A 25,017-nucleotide genomic window follows, 5' to 3' on the forward strand; every position below is an offset into this window, starting at 1 on the left:
TAGCTTATGTTGGAGAAAAGACCATATCCGCTCGACCTGATCTATGTGCCTGTGAAACGGGCGAAAACGCTTGATCAACAAAAAGTTCTGACGCTGGCAGAAGATATCCTGAAGAACGGCCAGAAGACCCCGATCCAGATACGCTCGGACAACAAGAGGTTCGTGCTGATTGAAGGCCTTCACCGATTAGAGGCCATTCGCGCCCTGGGCGGTGATACGGTCGAAGCCTATCTGGTACGCGCCAGACTACACTAAATGCCTTTTGGAATTGGCGTTCGACAAAGCCTCGGAAAATGTCAGCAGACGTTGACTTTTTTCATCCCAAAGATGCAATCGTGCACAATGAAAGCTCTCATATAGAGTAATACGCTGGCAATTTTCTAACGCAGAATGGTCACGCAAAACTTCGTTTAGCCGGTAAAACGGTATGCGGCTGGCAAGGTGGTGAACATGGTGTACGCCGATGTTAGCAGAGAACCACCGCAGGATGCCTGGTAGGGCATAGTGAGAACTTCCATAGAATGCGGCGTTCTGAAGGTTCCACCCCTCTTCCCGTTCCCAGGTCGTGTGTTCAAACTGGTGTTGAATATAGAAAAGCCAAATACCAATCGATGATGCGACAATCATGGTTGGTAGGAAAACATACGATAATACCTCAATGCCTCCGGCCCAAAAAACTAGGGCCAATATCCCTGCAATTGCAGCGTTTGTTCCCATCGCACTTGCCCAGTACAGCCAGCCCGAACGCATGAAACCAAGAGGTAAACGGTTTTGAATAAAGAACGTATAGATCGGCGCAACACCGAACAGGAAGACGGGGTTCCGGGTCAGACGATAAGCGGCACGCCCGAACCACTTCCGCTTCAGGTATTCTTCAGTGGTCAATGTAGGGATGTCACCCATACCACGCCGATCAAGGTTACCGGTTGAAGCGTGGTGAATCGCATGGCTTTGCCGCCAAACGTCATAGGGTGTCAGGGCAAGAACACCCAGAACCCGACCGGTCCAATTGCAAACAGTGCGACTTCTAAAGAAAGATCCATGACCGCAATCATGCATAATGATGAAGATACGGACCAGAAACGCGGCATTCAGGATGGCCAGTAGTATTGCGATCCAGACACTAAAAGATAACGCAAACCACGCTAGGGCCCATAGCGCAAATAAGGGAGCTACTGTGATCGCAAGTTCAAAAACACTGCGCTTCGCATCGGCAACACGGTATTGCGCGAGCACCCTCGTCCAGTCTTTAGGTTGCAAGTTACTTGTTCTCCAATGGCTTATTGTAGCCCATTGTTCAATAGGGCACCCGAAAAGGGTGCCCTTAAAAAAGGTCAGGCGAGTGCCAGATTGGCGGCGCTTTCGCGTCCGTCACGGCCAGCTTCGACGTCAAAAGTAACCTTCTGACCGTCTTTCAATTCACTAAGGCCGGAACGTTCGATTGCTGAGATATGTACGAACACATCGCGCTTGCCATCTTCAGGCTCGATAAAGCCAAAACCTTTGGTCGAGTTGAACCATTTTACTGTGCCTTTTGCCATGGTGGAAATCTCCAAATACTTGCCGCCCGCATTATTGCGGCGACTCGGCGTGGTCGGTCTGAATCGAAAGACTGAACGCCGAATTGGGGAGACAGCAGGTCGAAAAAGAAAAACGTAAGCCTTGTGTATATGGACTTCGAGTACGCACGATACAAGCCTTGATGCGGTGGAGGGCAACAGAGAAATCGAGCCTGCCTGGCTTAGAACTCTACAAGTTGAGAAGACGCTGTCGTTCTGCGATCCAAACGCGAAGTCGGCTTGGGAGGCCGTACAAAAGATCAATGACCGCTTTTGGGAATCTATCCCGCAACATCCGAGACAGCTATAAGCGTCCGTTTTGATGCCGTAGCGAGACTTTGCAAAGTCCGGTCTCTGCGCATAACAGTCGTTGGCCCGGACTGCAGCATTCGGCGTTTTGGGCTCAAAGCGGCCGCTCGCAGAGTTTGGGCGAATTTCTGCTGTGCGCGGACAGAACAGCCATTGGCCCGCTTTCACCGGAGGACCGCACACAAGCGAAGGAGACGTTTGCGAGCAAAACTCTGAGAACAATAAATTACGATTTGATTATACAAAATGCTGAAGTATCCTTTGTTGAAGTAACCACATATAGATTGGCTGTTTAGGAGGGGATGGTGAAAGTTCTTAGATCGGCGGTTGCAACGGCAATGATTGCAACGCTGATAACATGCCCTAATTTGGGCGCAGCAGACCAAGTCTCGGAGCAGATAGAAGCGCTGCTACGGTCAAATACGAATGCGAGTAATACACTTTCAAACAACAAGAGTTTGGACGCAGAAATCCTTCTACCTCGTTTCTATGCGGAAAGAGAATTTGCGCCAGCCTGGACCAGTTCTGATTTGGTTGACGAGCTTTTTGAGGAGTTGGATGGAGCCATTGATCAGGGCTTTACGCCGAGGGACTTCAAACTAGAAGAGCTTCGATCCGCATTCAAAGCCTCACAGGGTGGCGATGCCTCCAGTCGAGCTTCATTCGATATTCTGGCGACTGACGCGGCCGTAAAACTCGTACACCATTTGGTGTTTGGAAAAGTCGATCCAAATGCGCTAGACGACGATTGGAATTTCTCAAAACCAGTAATTCAACAAGACCCTTCCGTTGCATTGAGCCAATATCTTCAAGGTGAAGGTTTCAGCGCTTTAATTGAACGCATCGATATCGACAACGGGCAATACACGATGCTCGTTGATGCATTGCGCAAATACAGAGCTATCGCATCAAAGGGAGGCTGGAACACCGTTCCCGAAGAAACGGTTCTGAAGCCGGAAATGGTGGATCCTGCCGTCGCCGAACTGCGCAAAAGGCTAGCGACAGAAGGCTACGATGGAGCAAATGAATTTCCAGAAATCAGCCAAAACGGAATAAATCCAGCTTGGGTTTATGACGATTACTTGGTGCAACAGGTAAAAACCTTTCAAAATCGTCACGGCTTGGAGGCAGATGGCGTCGTTGGTGGTAAGACCTTCGCGTCTCTCAACAAACCTGTCGAAGATCGCATAGATAAATTGCGGCTCAGCCTGGAGCGAGGCCGCTGGCTCATGCGCGAAATCGACGAAGAGTTCGTGCTGGTAAACATTGCGGGCGCTCGTACTTACTTGGTCGCGTCCGATGGGACGCTTTGGACCACTCGGTCGATCACAGGATCAGCCTACAGAAAAACCCCAGTGTTCCGAGATGAAATTGAATACATGGAATTCAATCCGACTTGGACTGTTCCCGCTTCGATTTTTCGGAAGGATAAGCTTTCGCGCATCCGCAAGGATCCAGACTATCTGGCGCGCAACAATTACGTAGTTCGGAACAAAGACGGTCAGACGATTCCTGCCAACGCTGTGAACTGGGGAGCTAAGAACCCCGGCGTCACTTTGGTTCAGCAGCCGGGACCAGACAATGCGCTAGGTTTAGTCAAGTTCATGTTTCCAAATAAATACGCAGTGTACTTGCATGATACCAACGACCGCAGCCTTTTCGACCGAAATGAGCGGAACCTCAGTTCCGGCTGCGTTCGCCTTGAGTATCCGTTCGAATTTGCCAGCCTTTTGATGGAGGGAGATCCGGACTGGAGTCGGCAAAAAATGCAATCTATTCTGGATAGCGGGAAGACAACGCGAGTTGACCTACCCGAGCCCATGCCGGTCCTTTTGACCTATTGGACTGCATGGGTCGAAGATGAGGCCGTTCATTTCCGTGAGGACCCATACGAACGAGACGCTCGAATACTTGCAGCTTTGGACCGATGAACACGTCATCCTAAAAGAGATGCGCAATTCTAAGCGTGCTAAATTGCTAGTAGGATTGGTGACTTCTTATTGGTGGAAATTCGAAGCAGTGTGAGCAGCAATAGGAGAGCAAATGAGGGTTTGGCTCGCAAAAATAGTTGGGCTTGTTGCACTTCTCGCCTTCGCGGCAATCGCCTTTGTTTGGTTGTTGCTTGCTGCTCCGATGTTCTCGGACATGCGGCGCGACCTTTTAGAAAGAATTCTTTCGGAACAAATTGGTCGACCACTTCTTGTGAACGATGATGTAAGCGTCGCGCTTGGCCGTACGAGTTACATCTACGTCGGTGGTGTGGTCATCCCGAGCCTGACAATGCCGGAGTCAGCTCTTGTGGAATTGAACCTGCTGGAACTGGAGCTGGATATTGCCGCTTTGGCCAACAGGCGCCTGCACTTTGACAATCTCGTCGTGGAAGGCCTCCAAGCAAATCTTCTGACGACCGAAGACGGCACCACAAGCTGGCGAAAAGGCGAGCCAACACCCAATCTAATTTCAGAGGAAACAGTATCAGCGGATGATCAAAAAGAGGTTGCGAGCGCTGATGGTTCCGATGAGACCGACACAGAAAGCAGTGGAATCCTGAACTTCTTGAGCGACAAGAACGTCAGCTTCAAGTCAATCGGGCTAAACATCGACGACAAGGTCTCGGGCTTCTCATTTGTGTTTGACCTTCAGTCCCTCGCGCTCGAACAAGTAGATAATGGACAAAGAACAAAGGTCTCTGGTTCCGGCTCTGTCAACGGTCAGGTTTTCGAAATCGAAGGCGACTACCCCCGTGACGCACCATTTACGACACGCGCCAGTTTTGGCGAAATGACCGTAAGCTATGATGGCGAGCCCTTCTCAGCAGACGAAGGGGGCGGTTATCGCGCAGTCTTGGAGATGGACACCGGTGAATTCGGTGATTTTCTGGACGTCGTTGGGCTGGAACGTGTTCTGGAAGGCAATGGTCAACTGCAAGCAGAACTCGTGTCTCGGGACGCTCTGAAGATTGAGGCGTTTATAACAACTGTAAGCCTGGAGGATGGGCAAAAACTCGAAGCTGAAGGCTCAATAGATGACCTCTACAACGCTCAGGGCGTCGATCTGCTTTTTAATGTGCGGCTTCATCCCGAAGGACGGCCGCCGCCAGCAGCGAAAAGTGTCCAGGAACTGAAATTTACCGGCTTTGAAATGCACATGGTCGGATCCCTGGCTTCCTTCGAATTCGAGAAGTTGCTGTTCCAGACTAATGCGTTTGACCAGGGGTTAGACGTAATCGGTCCAGCCTCTATCGAAAGCATTCGCCGCATGCCAGACGGCCGGCTCGCCATGCTGGGCATCACGTTGCAAGCCGGGCCAATTGAAGAGCCTGTCGTGAAAGCCGAAGGTGAAATCCTCGATCTGCTTCAGCTTCGGGACGTAACATTCGATGGCGTGCTGAACGGGCCCGCCAAGTTGGTTTTGCCCAACCTTGATGAAGACTATGTCGACCAGTTCGGCGGCATCAAAGCCGATTTCAATATATCCAATGTGGGTGGGCCGGTTTCACTCAACAGGTTTAACGCGACTACTTACGACACCGATCTCTGGGCGCTCGATCTCGCATTGTCTGTCAACGAACTAAAAGGGCTTGCCGGTCTCGATTTCGACGTGGAACTGGACATCGACGACAGCGCCCAGTTTTTGACCGCGCTCAAATTGCAACCTGTCGGAATTGGCGCACTGGCTATCGATGCTGAAACCTCTAGGCAGGGCGAAGACTTTGATGCCGCAATCAAGTTCGAAGCCGGGTCTTCGCATCTTATTGCAGCTTTGGATGCACGGTTTCCCGAAAGTGCATCCGTCGTCCGTGGCAACATTACGAGCGAAAGGCTCGATCTCAACGACCTGAAGAACCTCACCTCGGTGCTGAACCAACTGAAACGCCTTGTGGGCGAGACCTCGCAAGAACCTGACGCAGAAGTTCAGCCTTTGGTTCTGCCGAAGGAGACAGACTTCCAGCCCTTGGTGTTGCCAAAGGAGAAAGGGAAACCTGCCGATCTTCTGGATGTGCAGCGCGTGCTACGTGAAGCTGACATCGAGGTACAGATCGAATTCAATGAGATTGTGGGCCAGCAAGGCGTAACATCCGTTTCAAGCCAATTGTCCGCAAAAGACGGAACCGTGGATTTCGGCCCCCTTCAGATGGCTTACGGTGGCGGAAACTTCAGCCTTCGGGCGGTCATGGACCTGGTTGATTCACCTGATTGGCTTTCGTTGTCGGGATCGACCTCAGGATGGGAGTTCGGTGAGATCCTTGATGAATTGGGAATTGGTATCGATGCCTATGGACGTTTGAGCGGTGAATTCAACGTTTCTGGCAGTACCGCCTCGGGCAAGGACTTCATCAACTCGATGCGCGGCAAAGCGTCTTTGTCGATGTCGCAGGGCTACATCAGTACCAGCCTATTGGAACTGGCGGGGCTGGGTATCTTCCCGTGGCTGTTTTCAGAAGAGTTCCGACAAGGTTACACCGACATCACTTGCGTGGTCGCTCCGGTTGAAATTCAAGCTGGTCGGGTGAGCTCGAACTCCATCGTCATTGAAACGGGATCGGTTCAGTTGGTTGCAAAGGGCCAAGTGGATTGGCTGAACGATACGATAGCAATAAGAGCGGAGCCGCGGCGCGTTGGCAAACCCCTGTCCCGAAGCGCTTGGCCCTTTGATGTTACGGGCCAGCTTACGTCACCAAAGTTCAAGCTGGATGTGGGCGGCTCGAGAAACAAGGCCCCGGAAGGCGCTGATGCCATGCCTGTCGACAGGCAACCTTGTGTGCCGGACGTCAATCAACTGCAATAATTGGACGCAACCTAGTTCTTTAGTGGTTCCGGTTGTTCGGCCTGACACGTCAGAACGGCGTTAATGGCTTTGGCAGACCCACTTAGATCGAGTTCAACCTCGGCCCCACTTTCACCAATAACCGTAACACTCTGGCGTTTTCCAAACTCGGTTACAAACGCCGGGTTGTCGAAAAAGGCGTAGCCACCGGGTACGCCATTCTTGAAGACACCAACCGCCTCGCCCTCGAATTGCGCATCACCAAAATCGAACTGTACGATCCCGGTCACCCCGTCCTCGATTTGCACCCAGGCCGGATTAAAAGCGGCAAAAAAGCCGCCGGCCTGATTGGGTGCTGCGCCAATTTCAACGGTCATGCCATTTTCAAAAAGCTTCCACGCGAGACAGCCGTTTCCCTTTTCGGGATCTATCAGGATTGTCCAGTCCCCGGATTCACCCCACCGTTCCATACCTGCGGCATGAAGTAAGCTTGCAAAAAACAAGGCCAATGTTGTCAGCACATACCTGTACATTTTTAACCCCAGATTAGTTTTGAAGGTTTACCCATCCTACCGATCAAGGAAGATCAATCAAACGATACAGAAGAAGCGTAATCAGGACACAAGTTGTTCGAGCGCAACCGTAAAGTCTGCTTCCTGCTCATAGCCGTATACGCTGCTATTGGTGGGAATGCCTAGTTTGAGCAATCTGCTGCACGAGATCGTCCCGCGACCAAAAGGAGACCTGGATGATCGATAAACCCACAGAAAACCTTCCTACCGACCCCGCTAAGCACAGATCGGCAAGACCAGTTCCGGAGCCTATAACTGAGACGCTGCGAAAACTCATGGCGCGCCGCACCTGAGCAACAGGTTTGCAGATCCAAAAGCAGTTGGCTGGCAGCAGCATACGATACGCGCGGCGATCCCGCGCCTGCGGTCGTCGGGCGCACCTGTTGAGCATAACAGTTCGGGCATCCTCAGATGACATTCGCTTCAACCGCATCGTTAAAGAAGTTTCTATTGTCTGCACGCGGTCGTTCCTGACATTCGACACAGTTCCATAAAGATCAGCTTTACTGCCTTCGGTCTGCGCACGTTACCTGTGTCGCCCTCTCCATATGCCGCCAGCAGAATGTAAGCGCTTGCATGGCGCGGTGTAAGCGCTTACATTGCTAAGAATCGCCTGAACGAGGCGACGGGGAGAACAAATGCCGTATTTGATCGCACTGGCTCTGGTGACGCTGTTTACCGTTAATGTCGTGATAGGCGCGATAGGAGACGCGCCCATCGTAGGCACGGTGACCGAGATGGTGATCCTTTTCGCGGCAGCGATTTCGTTTTCCGTTGGCATCCTGCGTAGCGAAGCGCGGGCAAAGTCAAATCAATCAACAACAGACTGAACCTATCTAAAGGGAGGATGTATTTTGGATAGCGAAGATAAGGAGTTGGTGTCAGCTGAGCGCCGAAATTTCTTGAAGCTGGCGGGATCCGGCGGGTTTACAGCCGCGTTGGTGGCGGGTGCAGCAGGTGTGCTTTGGTCAGACCAAGCGGCGGCACAGACCGCTGCCGAAGAGAGAGACCGAGAGCGGGCAGCTGAACACGTGATGACTTTGGCAACGGCATACGTCATCGGGGCCTCGCGTTCGTACCCGATCATGCAGTTGAACTTGAAAGAAAACATCCAGAACATGACCAATGGAAAGGTCTATGTGCGGCTGGCGCCTGGCGGCCAGCTGGGTGCAGGTGGTGCCCTGGCTCAAGCGGTTCAGGGTGGCACGATTCAAGCTGCGCAGCACTCGGTGTCTAATTTCGCACCGTTTGCGCCGGTCACAGACCTGATTAACCTGCCCTATTTTTGCGGCTCGAACCAGCGATTCACTAACCTGACCTCGTCAGATGCGTGGAAAGCAGAAGTCGACCCGAAGATCGCGGCTTCCGGTTTCAAAGCGCTCTTTTACATTGTGATCGACCCGCGTGTTGTTGCTGTACGTAAAGGCGGTAGCGCGATCATAACCCCGGGCGACATGGCTGGAGTCAAGTTCCGTGTGCCAGGCTCAGCGATGCTGCAGCAATACTACGGCCTTGTAGGCGCAAACCCCACTCCGGTTGCTTGGGGCGAAACACCTTCTGCAATCCGACAAGGAGTGGCTGATGCGCTTGATCCCTCAGTCGGGGCACTCAATGTTTTCGGCTTCGCCGAAATCCTCAGCCACGTGACATTCACGCAAGCTGTACCGGACAGCCAAGTCTACTCTATCAACCTCGAATGGTTCAACGGTCTACCAACTGACGTCCAAGAAGGCATCGAGTTTGCGGGTGAAGTGACCCAGCACCAGAACCTCGCCACCGTGCCAGGCTCACGCTCTTACGCGATGGCCGAGCTGATCAAGAATGGCGTCGAGTTCCACTCGCTGTCCGAAGATCAACTAGCCGAATGGCAAGAAGCAGGTGGCTATCAGCGCAGCGAATGGGACGGGTTTAAGACCGATCTCGCGGGCTCGATGGATACCTTCGCCAAGCTAGAAGAGGCTGCGGGCACCCGAGGCCGCTTCTACGTTCACGACGCCTAAGACAACCACGGGACCTGCGTCGCCCTGGCGCAGGTCCTATCCCGCTTTTTCCAAACAGACCGACCGCGGTGTTTCCAGACATCACGCAAGCGCGCGTCGAGGTAGGAGAGTCGCATGTCAGACATCTACAAAGCTATAGACAAGAACGGCGAACGATGGATGCTATTGGTATTCTACGTGATGCTCGTGGGAACCATGTTCATCGAAGTTGTCCGGCGTGAGGTGTTTTCCTATTCCTCAATCTGGGGTGAAGAGATGGTTCGCTATTCATTCATCTACCTGGCATGGATTGGGGCGGCTGCGGCGGTCAAAGAACGCGGACACATCCGTATAGACGTCCTGATGCACTACGTTCCCGGCACAATGAAAACGCTGCTCTACATTTTTGGTGACATCGTCATGTTCATCGTGGCTTTGGTGGCCATCTACTGGTCCTTTGAAACCGTTCACGTTTCTTGGAAGTTTGGCTCGGTGACACATGGCTTGCGGATTTCCCAGGTGTGGTTCCTCATGGCTGTGCCCTTTGGTTTTGCTTTGGTGATCTTACGGTTGGTGCAAAGCTTCCTACGCGATGTTTCAGACCTTCGAAACGGGCGTCCCGTTTACGAAGGCGACAAGCTGTTTGATTGAGTGAGACAAAGCGATGCTATTTGGAACACCCCAACAAGTTGAACTGATCCTTGGATGGGACTTCTACGGCCCGGTCCTCCTATTTATCTTCCTGGTAGCAATGGCCGTGCCGGTCTGGGCTGCTATTGGCGCTGCAACCATCTTGATGCTCGTTTGGTCAGGTGCGTTGCCACTAAGTTTGATGGGCGAAAAGCTTTTCTCGGGCATAGATGCGTTTGCGCTGACCGCTGTGCCACTATTTATCCTTACAGGTGATGTACTTGTTCGCACTGGGCTCAGTCGAAAGTTTCTCGATGTGGCAGAGGCTCTAACATGCTGGGCCAAGGGTGGCTTTGGCTCTGCCACGGTGCTCGTTTGTGGCATGTTTGCCGCGATTTCGGGCTCTGACGCCGCAGGTGCTGCGGCCGTAGGCCGGATGACAATCGATCGGCTGGTGGAATCTGGCTATCCGCGCGCTTATGCTTGCGCACTCGTCGCGGCCGGGGCATGCACTGGCATCCTGATCCCGCCTTCGATTGCATATATTATTATTGGCCTCGTCCTCGGTATCGCAGTTTCGACGCTCTTCTTGGCGGCGGTCATCCCAGGCCTACTGATCCTTCTATCGATTCTCGTGACAAACATCGTGATGAATCGTCTCAATTTGTGGGAAGGCGGGGGCATTATGACGGCCGCTGAATGGCGCGCAAACCTGTGGAAGACCGTGAAATCAGGCTGGTACGCCTTTCTCGTTCCCGGCATCATCTTTTTCGGTATATTCTCAGGTCGCCTAACCCCTACGGAAGCGGGCGCTGTCGCGGTGGTCACCACAATTGTGATTGGCTTCATTATTGGAACGCTCAAGTTCTCGGACTTTCCCGCGATGCTTGTCAGTTCCGCCAAGGTCAACGGTGTGATCTTACCGATCATCGCGTTCTCGATCCCACTGGCTGAAGCTCTTGCTATTATCGGAGTACCGCAAGGTTTTGTTGGCGCTCTGACGTCTATGACCTCTAATGAGTACTTACTCATCGGCATCATGGTTCTGATCCTCGTGGCCGCCGGCTGCGTGATGGAGACGACGCCGAATATCGTGATCCTCGCACCGATCCTCTTCCCGCTAGCGCAAGAGATCGAGATGAACGATATCCAGTTTTGCATTATGATGATCACAGCGCTTGGTGTTGGGTTTATCACACCTCCGCTTGGGCTAAACCTCTTCGTGGTATCCGGCATAACCGGCGAGTCGATCCTAAAGATCGCCTATCGCGCCATCCCGTTTGTCTTCTTCATGCTAATCGTTACGCTGATGATCGCATACATCCCCGCGTTCTCGACTTCACTGCTTCCCGACGTCTACCAATAGGACAACAGCTAGGTGACGCGCAACTTTCTCAGTAGGACCACACTGTTCGCTCATAGTGTCGCAACCTACGTCAACGAAATCGTCCAGAGGACCCTCTATGTCGTTGAAGGCGGCGGCTATACCAAAGAGCTTGAATGCGCGGCCAAGCGCATCCTCTTTAGGCGCGCTGACGTCGAAATGCTCGCAATCCCATCGGAAAACTTAGTCCTAACCGATAGCAAAGTCGCCCCGATGTTTGCTGCAACCGACCGAGCGATCAGGCCACGCACTGCCCTAGCTGGCGCGTCTGCCGTGTGACAGATAATTTGACCAATGTGACCTATGTCCAGCCCTGACTTTGAGAGAAAAAGCTATGCCGAAATCAATTCTCATACCCGTCGCCATTGATCACGAAGCGATGGTAAGCTCCAAGATCGCCACTGCGCAAAGTATGCTCGAGGAAGGGGGGACGATCACGTTGCTCACCGTGCTCGAACAAATTCCTGGTTTTGCTGCAGAATTCGTCACAGTTAAGACCGAAAACCACCTGACAACGAAGATAATGAATAAACTCAAAAACCTTGCCGTCGGTGAAGATAACATCGAGTGCAAGGTGACGACTGGAAAACCCGGGATGCGCATCGCGGAAATTGCGGCCGAGATCGGCGCTGATCTCATTATCGTTGGGGCTCATCACCCCTCGGCGGTCAACTACTTCATGGGGTCCACCGCCTCACGTGTAGCGCGTCGTGCGCCGTGTTCTGTGCTAATTCAGCGATAAATGGAGGGTTGGATTTGCGGCACAGAAAGGAATGAATGCTCGTCGGGGTGCTGTCAGACAAATTCGAGCCAGTCTAAGCTTGCCGCGGAAACCGTGAACCTATCCGGAACAAAGCTGACGCCACTCGCTAAGAGCAACGGCGCGGGTTAGCTTGAAGGTGTCTCGACTGGCTAGCGATTTTTCCTGGTTGCAGTGGTTATAGACCGAGGAATGGACGGATGCGAATTTCTGTAGACTTCGCATGCGCCTAAAACACTGCATCGCGCGTTCTCGTCGCCGGAACCGGAGGTGCGGGTTCTCAACGCGGTTATTGAGCCACCTGCCCGTCTGCTGTTTTTCAAGCGCGCCCATTTCTCTGAGCGCAGCCTTGTAGGAAGCGAAGCGATCTCTGACGATCGCTTCGGAACAACCATGCCGCTTCATCAATTTCTTTCGGAATTTCAGTGCTGCAGCTTTGTTTCGGCGTTTGCTGACAACGGCTTTCAACACCTCGCCCTCATGATCGACGGCCCGCCAGAGGTAGTGTCTCTTGCCATTCACCTTCACAAAAACCTCGTCCAAGTGCCACGTCCATTTGGAGAAGGCGCGCAGTTGCTGAACACGCTTCCGTTTGATCTCAGCAGCAAGAATCGGGCCAAACCTGTTCCACCAACATCGGACAGTTTCGTGTCTCACGTCGATGCCTCGCGCATGCAACAGATCTTCGACACCCGAAGCGACAACTGGAAGCGGAGGTGCAACATCACCGCAAGGCGAATGATCTCGGGGCTAGTTTTGAAGTATTTGAAAGAGGTAGAATTGGTTATGTGCAAAACCTACGCAACCGCCCTGCCCCGCATAAGCAAAGTTCTTCTCAAGACCATTCTGACAAGACCTCCCGACAAAGGCTGGTATAGTCTTTTGCTACACCGTGTCTTTCGTAGTTTCCCTCAATACCAAGCGCGTTGAAGTCCGCGTGTGTTGTGCTGGCGTGGCGCCATCCTGCAACCACAGCAAAACAGTGTCCGCAACTTGTTCGCCAAATTCAGAGACGCCGCAGTGTACGGTAGACAAAGCTGGCCAGCATTCTGATGCTTCCTTGATGTCGTCGAAACCGACTATCTGAAACTCTGTGCCAATCTTAACCTGAGCTTCATGGCAGGCATTAATCATCCCAAAAGCAACAAGATCATTGAAACAAACCGCGGCATCACACGCCGGTTGCTCCTTGAAGAGGCTGACTGTTGCCTTATGTCCGAATGATCGGCTGGATTCCCCCGTTTTGACAATAGGCTGCAAGTGGTTGTCTTTCATTGCACTAATATAGCCGGACAGTCTTTCCTGAGTGACTTCAGCACCATCCAGACCACCGATGAAGGCTATGTTCCGCGCGCCCGTTTCGATCAGATACTGCGTTGCCGCGCGCCCACCCTCTGCGTAATCAGGTGCGATAAAGGGAAATCTGCCTGTTTCGCTTTCAACCTGTCGCAAGACTTGCATCAACGGAATGTCAGCTCGCTCTACCGCGGAGAGGGTGTTTGTTACATCGCCATAAGCAGGCGATAGGATCAAAGCAGAAACACCGTGCTCAAGAATCGCGCTCACCACCTGATCCTGAAGTTCGGGATCTTCGTTTGTGTTCGCCAATACGACCGCATAGCCTCTGGACGCCAGCGCCATCTGCAACGAAGTTGCAAACTCGGTGAAAAACGGGTTGGTCAGGTCGTTTATCACCAAACCTATTAGCGCCGTCCCCGTAGATCGCAGATTTGCCGCCGATCGGTTATAGACATACCCGATCTCTTTCATCGCGGATTGGACGAGCTTGCGTGTCTCCGGCTTTACCTGCGGACTGCCCCGCAACACAAGGCTTACCGTCGACTTGGAAACGCCCGCCGAGTTGGCGACATCTATGATCGTGGGTTTTCGCATTCAGGCTATTGTTCAACTCCATGCAAGCTGAGAAGCGTGGTCATCCGTGCTTTAGCCAGTTCAGGGTCTGAGAGTAAACCGGCCTGATCCGCCAATCTGAACACTTGAGCGTAGTGGCAGATGTCACGGCTGGATTGGAAACCACCTGGCATGATGAAATGGGACTGGGCTCCGTTAAGCCATGCCAGATAGGCAATCCCGGCTTTGTAGAACCGCGTCGGAGCCTTAAAAATCTCTCGACTGAGGGGAATTGTCGGTGCGAACAGCGCGTTGTAGCGATCCATGTCGCCCATAGCCAACGCCTCAAGCGCTTGGCTGGCGGCGGGGGCGATAGCAGCGAAAATGCCGAGCAGAGCGTGGGAAAATTGCTTTCCATCCCCGGCAATAAGATCAGCGTAGTTGAAATCGTCACCAGTGTAGAGGCGCACGCCGTCCGGCAACCGCGCGCGGAAATATTCTTCGTGTGCCTGATCCAGCAAGGATATTTTTATCCCATCAACCTTGGCGGGATTTTCGTTAATCAGGGACAGTACAAAGTCGCTGGCCGCGTCGATATCCGTGCTACCCCAATAGCCCGTCAATGCAGGATCGAACATATCGCCCAGCCAGTGCAGGATTACAGGCTCCGCAGCCCCATCGATCAGCGCGCGGTATACATCATGGTAGGTGTCCTGACCTGCCTTGATCGATGGGAAGGCGCGTGACGCCATGAGGATCAATTGCCCTCCGGCGGCTTCGATCGCCTCGGCCTGTTGCTCATAGGCTGACAGGATTTCACCTGCTGTGTTCAACGCGCTTAGAGGCAGGTGATCAGTCCCTGCCCCACAAGCCACCCGAGGCGACAACGGATGTGCCTGCGCAGCCTTCATTGTGCGCTGGATCAGCTCCAGCGCGGTCTGCCAATCGACGCCCATACCCCGTTGTGCGGTATCCATGGCTTCGGCCAGACCCAGCCCCTGATCCCAGAGTCCCTGACGAAATCGCAGGGTCGCTTCCCAATCAACTGCGGGACGCCCATCCCAGGGATTACGTTCCGCCAGCGGGTCTGAAACCACATGAGCTGCCGCAAAGGCCGTGCGCGTCAGAGGCACCTGCGGCTTGCGCGGTACTAACGGCGTTCCGGTCAGCGCATAGGGTTCCGGCTGCCCCTCAGGATTCGGCAAAATCAATTTCACTGTCTCAAACCTCCAAATCCAGAACCAGAATGCCGTCGATGCCACCCACGGCGTTCTCGACCAGTTGCGCGCCCAGCGCCTTGTGCGTTTCGTTGTTCTGATAGGTCTCCAGCGCGGCCCAATCGTCGAAGTCGATCACGAAACCATGCATGTATCCGCGTTCGATCTGCTCGGGGCTCTCACTGCGGCCACCGGTAAACCCGCTGGCCCCGGGAAGGGCCTTGGACACGTCCTCAAGACCTTTGTAGATGGCTCCGATTGTCTCCTCGGTCACGCCGGCGCGGAATTTGGTCAGTACGATATGGCGGATCATTTTTAGAAACCCTGATCTTGTTTGATCATGTCGGAAGCTTTTTCCCCGATCATGATAGTAGGTGCATTGGTGTTCGATGAATTGACCGTCGGCATAATCGACGCATCCGCGACGCGAAGCCCTTCGATCCCATTGAACCGCAGGCGCGGGTCCAGAACGGCTTCGGCATCGCTGCCCATACGACAGGTACCAGCGCAGTGGTGTGATGTTTTGGAGTGTACACAGATAAAATCGAAATACTGCTGCTCGGTCCGCACGTCCGGGCCCGGCAAACGTTCTGCCAAGATGTACGGTTTCAGCGCATCCTGAGCGAGGATGTTCTGCACCAGCTTCAGGCCCCGAATGGACATCTCGCGGTCGTAGGGATCCGCCAGATAGTTGGGATCTATAAGCGGCATCATCGCGGGGTCCGAGCTTTGCAACCGGACGGTTCCGCGTGATCTGGGTCGCAGAAAACAAGCGTTCAGTGTAACCCCACCGTTGGGCATCGCCTCGACCCCTGCCTCAATGCCGGTACCAAGCCCCAGATGCATCTGAAGATCCGGCGAACGCGCATCCGGGTCTGCGTACCAGAACCCACCCGTTTCGAACAGGCTGGACGCGACCGGTCCCTTGCGAGTGAAAAGGTATTGCAGGCCTGCAAAAGCTGAAAGGTGCAGCTTAGCGAAACGGTCGTAGGTGTGCGGGCCGGTCACTTCGCAGATGGAATACAAATCCAGATGGTCTTGCAAATTCGCGCCCACCTGCGGCTGATGAAAAACCGCGTCGATGCCAAGGCTGTCCAAATGATCCGCCGGGCCAATTCCCGACAGTTGCAACAAGCGCGGCGAACCGATGGCACCTGAGGACAGAATGACCTCTTTCGCGGCTGAGATCTTGTCCCCGTTCATCATCTCGACACCAGTCGCCCTACCCTTGTCCACCATAATGCGGCGCACCTGAGCGCCAGTGCGCACGGTCAGGTTCGGTCGGCTGCGGTTCGGCGCGATAAACGCCATCGCAGCAGAGGATCGTCGCGCATTGCGCTGGGTCAGCTGATAGTACCCCGCTCCATCTTGTTTGGCCCCATTCACATCGCGTGTTTCAGGAATCCCCACTTCCCCAGCGGCCTTGATGTAGGCATCGCAGATTGGCAAAGGGGCTGCGGGCATGCACACACCCAGCGGTCCGCCCTTGCCGTGAAATTCGTCGTCGTAGGTGTCGTTGTCTTCAGACTTTTTGAAATAGGGCAGCACTTCGGCATAACTCCACCCCTCGCACCCCATCTGTCTCCAGTCATCGTAATCCTGAGCTGCACCCCGCGTATAGATTTGCGCGTTAATTGCAGACCCTCCGCCGATCACTTTGGCCTGGGTGTAGTTGAACACCTTGTTCTGCATGTGCTTTTGCGGAACCGTGGACCAGCCCCAGCTGCCGATACCCTTGGTCATCTTCGCGAACCCGGCTGGCAGATGAAAGAGCGGGTTACGGTCGGTGGAGCCAGCCTCTAACAACAGCACACGCGCCGACGGTTCTTCGGAAAGACGCGTAGCGATCACCGAGCCTGCCGAGCCGCCACCAATGACAATGAAATCATATCCTTCAGACATTCTTGTGTGCCCTGACTTACAGACGTGAAATCGACAAGCCGCCATCCACCGGGATGGCGGCGCCGTTCGCAAAGTGCATGTGCCCCTGAACCAGTGGGACAACAACGGACCCAATATCCTCGGGCTCACCCCAGCGTGCGGCGGGAACAAGACCGCCCTCGATACGGTCGGTATACTTGTCGCGCACGCCCGCCGTCATCTCGGTCGCGATGATGCCCGGTCGCAGCTCAAAGACACCGATGCCTTCGGCGGCCAAGCGTACTGCGAACAACTGAGCCATCATCGCTGCGGCCGCCTTGGACACGCAGTACTCGGCGCGTTCGATCGATACCATTGTCGCGCTAACAGAGGTGACAAAGGTGATCGAACGATAGGTATCTTGCGGCTGCTCCAACATGCGCCGGGCCACCTCTTGCGCCAGAAAAAACGCGCCACGCAGGTTGATGTTCTGCACGAAATCCCAATTCTCGGGCTTCAGGTCCAGCATGTCACCACGCACTGGCGCTCCTACGCCTGCGTTGTTTATAAACGCCGTGATCGGGCCCAAATTGGCTTCGATCTGATCCAGTAGCTCTGGAACGTGATCAATGTCGGATACGTCGTGCTGCACATAAATTGCGCTTGGGCCAAGCTCTGCCAAAGCCGCCTCAACGACCGGTCTGTAGGGCGCCGAGCGAGAGGCTATTGCGACCTTGTACCCCGCGGCGATCAAGGCGCGCGCCACCCCGAGTCCAATGCCCTGTTGTCCTCCGGTCACCAATGCTGTTCCGGTCATGCGGCGAACTCCGTTTCAATAATGTGACGACCTGCCCGGAGTGCGAGTGCGGCTATAGTGAGAGCCGGATTCACTGCCGCGGATGTCGGAAGAACTGACGCGTCGACGATGAACAGGTTCTTGTGGTCGTGGCTGCGGCAGAACGTGTCGACGACACTGCTTGCCGGGTCATTGCCCATTCGCGCTGTGCCGCATTGATGCGACGGAGTGCGCCGATCAAATGGTCGCGACAATACAATAGGAAACCCGGCCTGCTTCAGATGCGCTTTTAGCCGCGCAACCAGGGCCTCGTGCGCAGCCCAATTCGAGCGTTTCCAATCCAGCTTGATCTGGTCACCTTCGACCGTAACCCGGCTTTCTGGGTTCGGCAGATCCTCGGACATAGCGTAGAAATCAAAACTGCGATTTGCGATCAGTGCTGCAATTGGACCAGGTAGATGGATTTGCGACGCAAGGATCGGCCCAGTGATCTTTCCCAACATCTGAATGTTGCCCAAAGGTAAGCCACCCTGTCCGTCGCTGTTGTAATAGTCGTTGAACATCAATGTCTTTTGATAGACCGCCCTGTTTCGGCGCAGCGGATGAAGGGCCAGCACTGCCGAACAATTGTGGTTCATGAAGTTCCGTCCGACCTGATCGGACCGATTGGCAAGACCGGTTGGACAATTGTCGTTCGCGGACTGCAGCAACAGTACCGAGGACTGTACCGCACCTGCGGCAAGCACGATGACCGGCGCACGCAGGGTACCGTGGCCATCAACTTCGACACTTGTGACACGACCAAGGGCATCAGCCTTCAATTTTCGGACACGCGCGTCAGTTAACAGTTCGACATTCCCATGCTTCAATGCCTCGGCGAGGGCACAGGTTTCGGCGTCCATTTTGCCGCCGCATGTATTGGGAAACGCATCCCAAGTTGTTTGCCCAGCCCGCAACCAGGTTTCGATATCCACGCCCAAAGGCACTGAGGATGGCGTCAGGCCTGCGTGGCTTAGCCGGTTTCTCAGGTCTGCAATATCAACCTCATCCGGCACAGGTGGGTGCGGGTAACCCCTACTGTGCGGCGGTTCGGTGGGGTCCTCTTTGGTGGTCCCACGTGCGTCGTAAAGCTGTTCCGCGGTGGTGTAATCCGCCTCCAGCTGTTCATAGGGCATGGGCCAGCCCTGCGAGTAGCCACCCATATGCTGACGCGGCTCAAAATCCTCTTTCCGATAGCGTATCAAAGCTGCACCGTAGAATTTGGAATTTCCACCAACGCAGTAGTAGTTTCCGGGGTTGAAAGGTTTGCCCGCTCCGTCCAGCCATGTTTCATCGGGGCGAAAGTGCCCTTTGGCAAAGATCGCTTTTGGGTCTCGATCCTGAGGTGAAGGCTGCAACCGCTGTCCTCGTTCAAGGATCAAGATGCGACGACCGGACGGAGCCAACGCCGCAGCCAGCGTTGCCCCCCCGATACCCGACCCAATGATTATGACGTCAGCTCGATTCATGGAAGGATCCGCATCTCGCTTTCGGGATCAAAAGCCACAGCCTTTTCCATGTTCACTGCAAAGTTGAAATCCTGACCCGGTGCCACTTCGGCATCCGAACGCATACGCGCGATCACATCTCGTCCGCCCAATTGCATCGAGACGAACGTGTCCGATCCAGCGGGCTCCGTCACCACGATACGGTTGGCCATCTGCGCGATGTTCGACGACTTTCGATCCGCACCATCCAAATCGGTGATAGTCTCAGGGCGGATTCCCAACAAGATCTCGCGTCCGTCCCATGCGGCCAAGTTGTCTTGGCTGAACGGAAGTTGCGCCATAGATCCGTCGTGAACGGCGACCTCTGCATGAGGGCGGCCATTCAAAACCGTAACCTTGGCCGGTACCACGTTCATCGCAGGAGAGCCCATGAATGTTGCAACGAAAATATTCGCAGGCGTGTCATAGATTTCCTGCGGCGCACCCAGCTGTTGGACGTAACCGCCGTTCATCACGGCGATCCGGCTTGAAAGCGTCATCGCCTCGATCTGGTCATGCGTCACATAGACGATGGTGGTCCCGAGATTTTGATGCAGCTTCTTGATCTCGGTTCGCATGTCGACGCGAAGCTTGGCATCGAGATTCGAGAGCGGTTCATCGAACAGAAAGACATCAGGGTTCCGTACCAACGCGCGACCCATTGCAACCCGCTGGCGCTGACCGCCCGACAACTGACCGGGCTTACGATCCAGCAACTGCTCGATCTGCAAGAGCTTGGCAACTTCTTGCATCGCTTTTTCGCGTTCAGGCTTGGGCACACCATGCATCTCAAGACCGAAAGTGATGTTCTGCCCGACTGTCATATTGGGATACAAAGCATAGCTTTGGAAAACCATGGCAATGTTGCGGTTGGACGGGTGCACCCCGTTCATCACCTGATCCTTGATGCGGATTTCGCCGCTGGTGATCTCTTCCAGCCCCGCGATCATGTTCAGCAGAGTGGATTTGCCACAGCCCGAGGGGCCGACCAGAACCAGGAACTCTCCTTCCTGCACCGAGATGTCGACCTTGTGCAGAACCTCGACCGCCCCGTAGGATTTGGTCGCGTTGTCTATGTCTAGAAAACCCATGAGGTCTTATCCTTTCACCGAACCCGCCATCAGGCCGCGGACGAAGTATCGACCGGCCACGATGTAGACGAGCAGAGTTGGCATGGCCGCCAGAATGGCGCCTGCAAAATGAACGTTGTATTCCTTCACACCGGTTGATGACTGCACCAGATTGTTCAGTGCCACCGTCATCGGTTGGCTGTTGGCATCGGCAAAGGACGCGCCGAACAGAAAGTCATTCCAGATGTTGGTGAACTGCCAGATGATCGAAACCACCGCGATCGGCCCGGAACTGGGCAAAAGAATGCGCCAGAAAATCTGGAAGAAACCTGCGCCATCAATCTGCGCCGCGCGGATCAGCTCGGTCGGGAACACAGCGTAGTAGTTGCGGAAGTACAGCGTGGTAAAGCCAATCCCGTAGACAACGTGGACAAGTGCAAGACCCCAGGTGGTGCCTGCCAGCCCGATTATGCCCAACATCCGTGCCATCGGGATAAGAACAATCTGGAACGGGATGAAGCAGGCGAACAGCATCAGTCCGAATAAGATGGTGTCGTACTTGAAGCGCCATTTGGTCAGCACATAGCCGTTCAACGCCCCAAGAATGGTCGAGACGATCACCGCCGGAACCACCATCTTGATCGAGTTCCAGAAGTAGGGCTTCAACCCTGTCGGATCGACGCCGATCTGCGCCGAAGACCAAGCCTTGAGCCACGGCTCAATCGTGAACACCTGCGGCAGGTTCATCATGCCGCCGCCGGTGATTTCTTCCAACGGCTTCACCGAGTTCACCAGCATGACATAGAGCGGCAGCAGGTAGAACAGACCGAACAGAAGCAGCACCAGATAGATCAACGTGCGCGTAACGCGGCCCGTTCGGATTGCGGTATCCTGAGTAGCTTGAGACATCAGCGTTTCTCCCGCAATTCGGCGTAAAGATACGGGATCATGATCGCGGCAATGGTCATCAGCATGATAGTGGCCGACGCCGCACCGATCCCCATCTGGTTTCGCGTGAACGTGTAAGAATACATGAAGGTCGCGGGTAGTTCTGTGGCGCGACCGGGGCCACCCCCGGTCAGGGCGATGACAAGGTCAAAGGTCTTGATCGCCAGGTGGCTGAGGATCACGAAGGCCGACAAGAAGGCTGGTCGGAGTTGCGGGATAATGATCCGGCGATAGAGGTTCCAGTTCGACGCGCCGTCCATCTGCGCAGCCCGCAGAATTTCATTGTCGATCCCACGCAGGCCAGCCAGAAACATTGCCATCACAAAGCCGCTCGTCTGCCAGACGGCTGCTAGAACAACTGTGTAGATGGCGTAATCACGGTTCTTTATCCAATCGAACTCGAAGCTGGTCCAGCCCCATGTGTGCATCACGTTTTCCAACCCGATGCCAGGGTCAAGGAACCACTTCCAGGCTGTACCGGTGACGATGAAGCTCAGAGCCATCGGATAGAGGTAGATGGGACGCAGCAGCCCTTCTCCCCGGATTTTCTGATCAAGGAAGATCGCCAGACCCAGGCCGATACAGGTGCAGATCACGATGTATAGGCTCGCGAAAATCCCCATATTGATCAACGAGGTTTCCCAATGGCTCAGCCGCCACAGTTTGTCATAGTTTTCCCATCCGACCCATCCAAAGGACGGCAGGATGCGACTATCGGTGAATGACAGGTAGACCGAAAACAGAATGAACCCGTAGACAAAGACCAGCATCATCGCCAGCGACGGTGACAGGACCAGCTTGGGTATCCAGTTCTGAAGGCGTGTCTTAAAATCCGCGTCGGCTGAAGCAGCCATGGCGCGCCCTCCTCGTTCGAGTCGTGTTAGATCGGAGCTTTTGCGCCCGTTTGGTGACAGGGCGGCCAGACCGCCGCCCTATCGGGAGGATCACTTGTGGATCACTTGGCGATCGAAACGGCGTCAACCAGTTCGGTCACGGCATCTTCGCTGCCGTACTCGCCGTTAAAGTGGGCGGTCACCACGTCATAGACTGCGTTCTTGACTGACGCGGGCGCGGCATGTCCGTGTGCCATCGAGCCGAAAAGGTTGCCTGACGAAGCCGCGGCGGCCAAATCTTTCATGCCCTGCTGACCACACGCATCCAGATCGCTGCCATCCACATCAGTACGAGCCGGGACAGAGCCCTTCACCTTGTTAAAGGCAATCTGGAAGGATGGCGACAGGATCGCACTGGCAAGTGCGGCTTGCTCGGCCGATACCGTACCGCCCTGATCAAACATCATGAACTGGTCAGCGTTGAAGGTGACCTGATCCTGAGTACCCGGGAAGCGGAAGCACAAAAAGTCTTCGCCCGGCACTTTGCCCGCGTTCAGGAATTCGCCTTTGGCCCAATCACCCATCATCTGGAAACCGGCTTCGCCGTTGATGACCATCGCTGTCGCCAGGTTCCAGTCACGACCCGAGAAGTTCTCATCCACGTTGTCGCGGATAAAGGCCATACGGTCGAACGCTTCTTTCATCGCGTCGCCACCCAGTGTTTCCTCGTCCAAGTCGATGAAGGCCGCTTTGTAGCCGTCAGGCCCCAGCGTCGACATCGCGACAGCATCGAACACGGTCGCGTCCTGCCATGCCTGACCACCATGCGCGATCGGAGTGACACCAGCAGCTTTCAACGCCTCAACTGCGGCGACGAATTCGTCCCAGTTGGTGGGCTGTGCAATGCCGTTGGCGTCCAGCACCGCCTTGTTAGCCCAGACCCAATTGGTCGAATGCACGTTCACAGGGGCCGATACCCATTTGCCGTCATGCTTGGCGAAGGCTTTCAGCGCATCTGGGACGACGTCATCCCAACCTTCCTGCGCTGCCACTTCGTTCAGGTCAGCCAGCGCGCCCTGATCGGCCCAGTCCAGAATGTCAAAGCCCAGAGCCTGAACGGCTGTTGGTGCGTTGCCTGCGGTGACGCGTGCGCGCAGAACGGTCATCGCCTGCTCGCCACCGCCACCTGCAACAGGCATGTCGGTCCAGCCGATGCCCTGTCCGGACAGGTCGTCCTTGAGAACGTTCAATGCTGCAGCCTCACCGCCAGAAGTCCACCAGTGCAGAACTTCCACGTCTTCAGCGTGTGCAAGGCTGGTCGTGCACAGTAGACCTGCCACAAACAGCGATTTTGTCTTCAAAAATTTACGCATTCTTGTTTCCTCCCTTAATGCGTTATTCTCATCGGGACCAATCTGGTTCCCGGTCTTAGTCTTGCGGAACCCATGGCGCCCGGCTGTTGCCGACGCGCATGACCACTGATTTCACTTCGAAGAATTCCTCGAACCCATATCGTCCGATTTCCCGCCCCTGCCCGGATTGTTTGACCCCACCGAAAGCGACCTCGGGGAACCCGTCCATCCAGGTATTGGTCCAGACCGTCCCCGCTTCTGCTCGGCGGGCAAACTCTAGGCAGGTGTGAACGTTTTCGCTCCAGATCCCTGCCGACAGACCGTAAGCGCTATCATTGGTCAGCGCGACGGCTTCGTCCAGTGTATTGAACGTCAGAACGGATAGGACGGGACCAAACACTTCGTCCCGCGCAATCGGCATCTCAGGCTGAACGTTCGTAACAATGGTAGGCTGATAGAACTGATCGCCCAGCCCTTCGACCTGCAGCGGCGCACCACCCAAGGCGATGGTGGCACCCGACTCCTGCGCCTGTTTGACGTATGCGTCGATTTTCGAGTTATGCTCGGGGGTGACAATCGCGCCAACTTGCGTCGTTGGATCCAGAGGATCGCCGAACTTGACCTTACGCGACAGGGCAACGACACGCTCGCGGAATTCATCGGCAATGTCTTCGTGTATAATGATGCGACTGCAGGAGTTGCAGCACTGGCCGACGTTGAAATAGACGCCGAACACAACAGCATCGGCGGCTGCGTCCAAATCTGCGTCCGGGAAAATGACTTGTGGGTTCTTGCCCCCGAGCTCCAGCGCAACTTTCTTGAGCGTGTCCGACGCAACAGCGCTGATCGTCTTGCCCACTGCGGTAGAGCCGGTAAAGCTGACCATATCCACACTGTCGTGGCGGGACATCAAACTGCCAACTGGAACGCCATAGCCCAACACCATGTTACAGACACCTGCAGGCAATCCGGCCTCAATGAGCAGCTCGCCGAGCATCAGGGTCGTCGACGGTGTCATCTCAGACGGCTTCACAACAACGGTGCAACCAGCCGCCAACGCGAAGGGCAGCTTCTGACTGAGAATCCAGAAGGGGAAGTTCCACGGCGTAATGATGGACACGACACCGATGGGTTCCTTCAGCACGACACCCATCATGTCTGCGCCAAGAGTGTTGTGGCTGTCGCCGTGTGTGCTGCGTGCCAATGAGGCCGCATAGCGCCAAAGGTCAGCTGCACCGCCGACCTCGCCCTTGGATTGGCTGATCGGCTTACCGCTTTCCAGCGTTTCGATCAGTGCGATCCGGTCGACATTCTGCTCAATCAGTTCGGCAACCTTCAGCAAAACGGTGGCCCGTTCTTTGCCTGATGCCCGGCTCCAATCACCGCTGTCGAACACCTTGCGCGCCGCTTGGATCGCGGCCTCGGCTTCAGCCTCGCCACCCAAGGCCGAACGGCTGACGATGTGCCCGTGCGAGGGCGAGCGCCGTTCGAACGTCTCACCCGACGCGCTATTCTGCCACCTACCATCGATGAGATGCCGACCTTCGAACAACGGCGGCAACTCGAACGCGATAGCAGGGTTGATGGTGATATCTTTCATATTG

22 protein-coding genes and 1 pseudogene are annotated in these 25,017 nt (G+C 54.8%); 8 read left to right on the forward strand and 15 right to left on the reverse strand.

Going from position 1 to position 25,017, the window contains the following annotated elements; translation table 11 throughout:
* Positions 1-6: 6 nt before the first annotated feature.
* Positions 7-255 (forward strand): ParB N-terminal domain-containing protein, encoded by a 249-nt coding sequence (locus GOW40_RS03940; RefSeq protein WP_039524390.1) that lies wholly within the window; start codon positions 7-9, stop codon positions 253-255.
* On the opposite strand, the gene GOW40_RS03945 is transcribed toward GOW40_RS03940, so the two are convergent.
* Positions 247-1,260 (reverse strand): fatty acid desaturase, encoded by a 1,014-nt coding sequence (locus GOW40_RS03945; protein ID WP_170452345.1) that lies wholly within the window; start codon positions 1,258-1,260, stop codon positions 247-249. The two genes, GOW40_RS03940 and GOW40_RS03945, sit on opposite strands and share 9 nt — an antisense overlap.
* Before the next feature lie 74 nt (positions 1,261-1,334).
* Complete coding sequence (locus GOW40_RS03950) at positions 1,335-1,541, reverse strand: cold-shock protein (RefSeq protein WP_171128375.1); 207 nt, start codon at positions 1,539-1,541, stop codon at positions 1,335-1,337.
* 665 nt (positions 1,542-2,206) lie between these two features.
* Here GOW40_RS03950 and GOW40_RS03955 point away from each other — a divergent pair.
* Positions 2,207-3,799: a murein L,D-transpeptidase gene (locus tag GOW40_RS03955; RefSeq protein WP_254444240.1), complete on the forward strand. Its 1,593-nt coding sequence runs from the start codon at positions 2,207-2,209 to the stop codon at positions 3,797-3,799.
* Between the two features lie 112 nt (positions 3,800-3,911).
* On the forward strand, positions 3,912-6,656 hold the full coding sequence (locus GOW40_RS03960) for an AsmA family protein (protein ID WP_171128373.1): 2,745 nt from the start codon (positions 3,912-3,914) through the stop codon (positions 6,654-6,656).
* A gap of 11 nt (positions 6,657-6,667) precedes the next feature.
* Here the strand turns inward: GOW40_RS03960 and GOW40_RS03965 are convergent, their stop codons facing one another.
* Complete coding sequence (locus GOW40_RS03965) at positions 6,668-7,012, reverse strand: hypothetical protein (RefSeq protein WP_254444242.1); 345 nt, start codon at positions 7,010-7,012, stop codon at positions 6,668-6,670.
* 833 nt (positions 7,013-7,845) lie between these two features.
* Here GOW40_RS03965 and GOW40_RS03970 point away from each other — a divergent pair.
* The 5 genes from GOW40_RS03970 (at position 7,846) to GOW40_RS03990 (ending at position 11,942) form a co-directional block, all read left to right on the forward strand.
* The gene (locus GOW40_RS03970; RefSeq protein ID WP_171097190.1) at positions 7,846-8,037 is read left to right on the forward strand and encodes a hypothetical protein; all 192 of its coding nucleotides are present in this window, start codon (positions 7,846-7,848) and stop codon (positions 8,035-8,037) included.
* Positions 8,038-8,061: 24 nt separating this feature from the next.
* Complete coding sequence (locus GOW40_RS03975; RefSeq protein ID WP_171097188.1) at positions 8,062-9,207, forward strand: TRAP transporter substrate-binding protein; 1,146 nt, start codon at positions 8,062-8,064, stop codon at positions 9,205-9,207.
* Between the two features lie 114 nt (positions 9,208-9,321).
* Positions 9,322-9,837 (forward strand): TRAP transporter small permease, encoded by a 516-nt coding sequence (locus GOW40_RS03980; protein WP_171097186.1) that lies wholly within the window; start codon positions 9,322-9,324, stop codon positions 9,835-9,837.
* A gap of 13 nt (positions 9,838-9,850) precedes the next feature.
* Complete coding sequence (locus tag GOW40_RS03985) at positions 9,851-11,182, forward strand: TRAP transporter large permease (protein ID WP_171097184.1); 1,332 nt, start codon at positions 9,851-9,853, stop codon at positions 11,180-11,182.
* 352 nt (positions 11,183-11,534) lie between these two features.
* Entirely contained in the window at positions 11,535-11,942 is a 408-nt protein-coding gene (locus GOW40_RS03990; protein ID WP_171097179.1) for a universal stress protein, read from the forward strand.
* Between the two features lie 99 nt (positions 11,943-12,041).
* Here GOW40_RS03990 and GOW40_RS03995 read toward each other — a convergent pair.
* The 12 genes and pseudogenes from GOW40_RS03995 to GOW40_RS04050 form a co-directional block, all read right to left on the reverse strand.
* Positions 12,042-12,748 (reverse strand): annotated as a pseudogene (locus GOW40_RS03995) (IS6 family transposase).
* Between the two features lie 97 nt (positions 12,749-12,845).
* Positions 12,846-13,853 carry a LacI family DNA-binding transcriptional regulator gene (locus GOW40_RS04000; protein WP_171128367.1) on the reverse strand — a complete coding sequence of 336 codons (1,008 nt, stop codon included), beginning with the start codon at positions 13,851-13,853 and terminating at the stop codon, positions 12,846-12,848.
* A 5-nt stretch (positions 13,854-13,858) separates the two neighbouring features.
* Complete coding sequence (locus GOW40_RS04005) at positions 13,859-15,028, reverse strand: dihydrodipicolinate synthase family protein (protein WP_371731804.1); 1,170 nt, start codon at positions 15,026-15,028, stop codon at positions 13,859-13,861.
* 4 nt (positions 15,029-15,032) lie between these two features.
* Entirely contained in the window at positions 15,033-15,341 is a 309-nt protein-coding gene (locus tag GOW40_RS04010; RefSeq protein WP_171128365.1) for a Dabb family protein, read from the reverse strand.
* Between the two features lie 2 nt (positions 15,342-15,343).
* Positions 15,344-16,930 carry a GMC family oxidoreductase gene (locus GOW40_RS04015; protein WP_171230871.1) on the reverse strand — a complete coding sequence of 529 codons (1,587 nt, stop codon included), beginning with the start codon at positions 16,928-16,930 and terminating at the stop codon, positions 15,344-15,346.
* 16 nt (positions 16,931-16,946) lie between these two features.
* On the reverse strand, positions 16,947-17,705 hold the full coding sequence (locus tag GOW40_RS04020) for a 3-ketoacyl-ACP reductase (protein WP_171128360.1): 759 nt from the start codon (positions 17,703-17,705) through the stop codon (positions 16,947-16,949).
* Positions 17,702-19,192: a GMC oxidoreductase gene (locus GOW40_RS04025; protein WP_171136540.1), complete on the reverse strand. Its 1,491-nt coding sequence runs from the start codon at positions 19,190-19,192 to the stop codon at positions 17,702-17,704. Before GOW40_RS04025 ends, GOW40_RS04020 begins: the two co-directional genes overlap by 4 nt.
* Positions 19,189-20,301: an ABC transporter ATP-binding protein gene (locus GOW40_RS04030; protein ID WP_171128356.1), complete on the reverse strand. Its 1,113-nt coding sequence runs from the start codon at positions 20,299-20,301 to the stop codon at positions 19,189-19,191. The genes GOW40_RS04025 and GOW40_RS04030 overlap by 4 nt, the downstream gene beginning before the upstream one ends.
* Before the next feature lie 6 nt (positions 20,302-20,307).
* Positions 20,308-21,189 (reverse strand): carbohydrate ABC transporter permease, encoded by an 882-nt coding sequence (locus GOW40_RS04035; RefSeq protein WP_068340098.1) that lies wholly within the window; start codon positions 21,187-21,189, stop codon positions 20,308-20,310.
* Positions 21,189-22,082 carry a carbohydrate ABC transporter permease gene (locus GOW40_RS04040; RefSeq protein ID WP_170376146.1) on the reverse strand — a complete coding sequence of 298 codons (894 nt, stop codon included), beginning with the start codon at positions 22,080-22,082 and terminating at the stop codon, positions 21,189-21,191. The genes GOW40_RS04035 and GOW40_RS04040 overlap by 1 nt, the downstream gene beginning before the upstream one ends.
* 101 nt (positions 22,083-22,183) lie before the next feature.
* A complete protein-coding gene (locus GOW40_RS04045) occupies positions 22,184-23,434 on the reverse strand; it encodes an ABC transporter substrate-binding protein (protein WP_171128354.1) in 1,251 nt (416 codons plus the stop codon).
* A 55-nt stretch (positions 23,435-23,489) separates the two neighbouring features.
* Entirely contained in the window at positions 23,490-25,013 is a 1,524-nt protein-coding gene (locus GOW40_RS04050; RefSeq protein ID WP_171230872.1) for an aldehyde dehydrogenase family protein, read from the reverse strand.
* Positions 25,014-25,017: the final 4 nt, after the last annotated feature.

This window comes from Ruegeria sp. HKCCA6707 (assembly GCF_013033515.1).
Taxonomy (GTDB): Bacteria; Pseudomonadota; Alphaproteobacteria; order Rhodobacterales; family Rhodobacteraceae; genus Ruegeria.

Coding starts and splice junctions, on each gene's coding strand:
- GOW40_RS03940 (WP_039524390.1), top strand. CDS start 7: ATGTTGGAGAAAAGACCATATCCGCTCGACCTGATCTATGTGCCTGTG.
- GOW40_RS03950 (WP_171128375.1), bottom strand. CDS start 1,541: ATGGCAAAAGGCACAGTAAAATGGTTCAACTCGACCAAAGGTTTTGGC.
- GOW40_RS03955 (WP_254444240.1), top strand. CDS start 2,207: ATGATTGCAACGCTGATAACATGCCCTAATTTGGGCGCAGCAGACCAA.
- GOW40_RS03960 (WP_171128373.1), top strand. CDS start 3,912: ATGAGGGTTTGGCTCGCAAAAATAGTTGGGCTTGTTGCACTTCTCGCC.
- GOW40_RS03965 (WP_254444242.1), bottom strand. CDS start 7,012: ATGACCGTTGAAATTGGCGCAGCACCCAATCAGGCCGGCGGCTTTTTT.
- GOW40_RS03970 (WP_171097190.1), top strand. CDS start 7,846: ATGCCGTATTTGATCGCACTGGCTCTGGTGACGCTGTTTACCGTTAAT.
- GOW40_RS03980 (WP_171097186.1), top strand. CDS start 9,322: ATGTCAGACATCTACAAAGCTATAGACAAGAACGGCGAACGATGGATG.
- GOW40_RS03985 (WP_171097184.1), top strand. CDS start 9,851: ATGCTATTTGGAACACCCCAACAAGTTGAACTGATCCTTGGATGGGAC.
- GOW40_RS03990 (WP_171097179.1), top strand. CDS start 11,535: ATGCCGAAATCAATTCTCATACCCGTCGCCATTGATCACGAAGCGATG.
- GOW40_RS04000 (WP_171128367.1), bottom strand. CDS start 13,853: ATGCGAAAACCCACGATCATAGATGTCGCCAACTCGGCGGGCGTTTCC.
- GOW40_RS04010 (WP_171128365.1), bottom strand. CDS start 15,341: ATGATCCGCCATATCGTACTGACCAAATTCCGCGCCGGCGTGACCGAG.
- GOW40_RS04015 (WP_171230871.1), bottom strand. CDS start 16,930: ATGTCTGAAGGATATGATTTCATTGTCATTGGTGGCGGCTCGGCAGGC.
- GOW40_RS04020 (WP_171128360.1), bottom strand. CDS start 17,705: ATGACCGGAACAGCATTGGTGACCGGAGGACAACAGGGCATTGGACTC.
- GOW40_RS04025 (WP_171136540.1), bottom strand. CDS start 19,192: ATGAATCGAGCTGACGTCATAATCATTGGGTCGGGTATCGGGGGGGCA.
- GOW40_RS04030 (WP_171128356.1), bottom strand. CDS start 20,301: ATGGGTTTTCTAGACATAGACAACGCGACCAAATCCTACGGGGCGGTC.
- GOW40_RS04035 (WP_068340098.1), bottom strand. CDS start 21,189: ATGTCTCAAGCTACTCAGGATACCGCAATCCGAACGGGCCGCGTTACG.
- GOW40_RS04040 (WP_170376146.1), bottom strand. CDS start 22,082: ATGGCTGCTTCAGCCGACGCGGATTTTAAGACACGCCTTCAGAACTGG.
- GOW40_RS04045 (WP_171128354.1), bottom strand. CDS start 23,434: ATGCGTAAATTTTTGAAGACAAAATCGCTGTTTGTGGCAGGTCTACTG.
- GOW40_RS04050 (WP_171230872.1), bottom strand. CDS start 25,013: ATGAAAGATATCACCATCAACCCTGCTATCGCGTTCGAGTTGCCGCCG.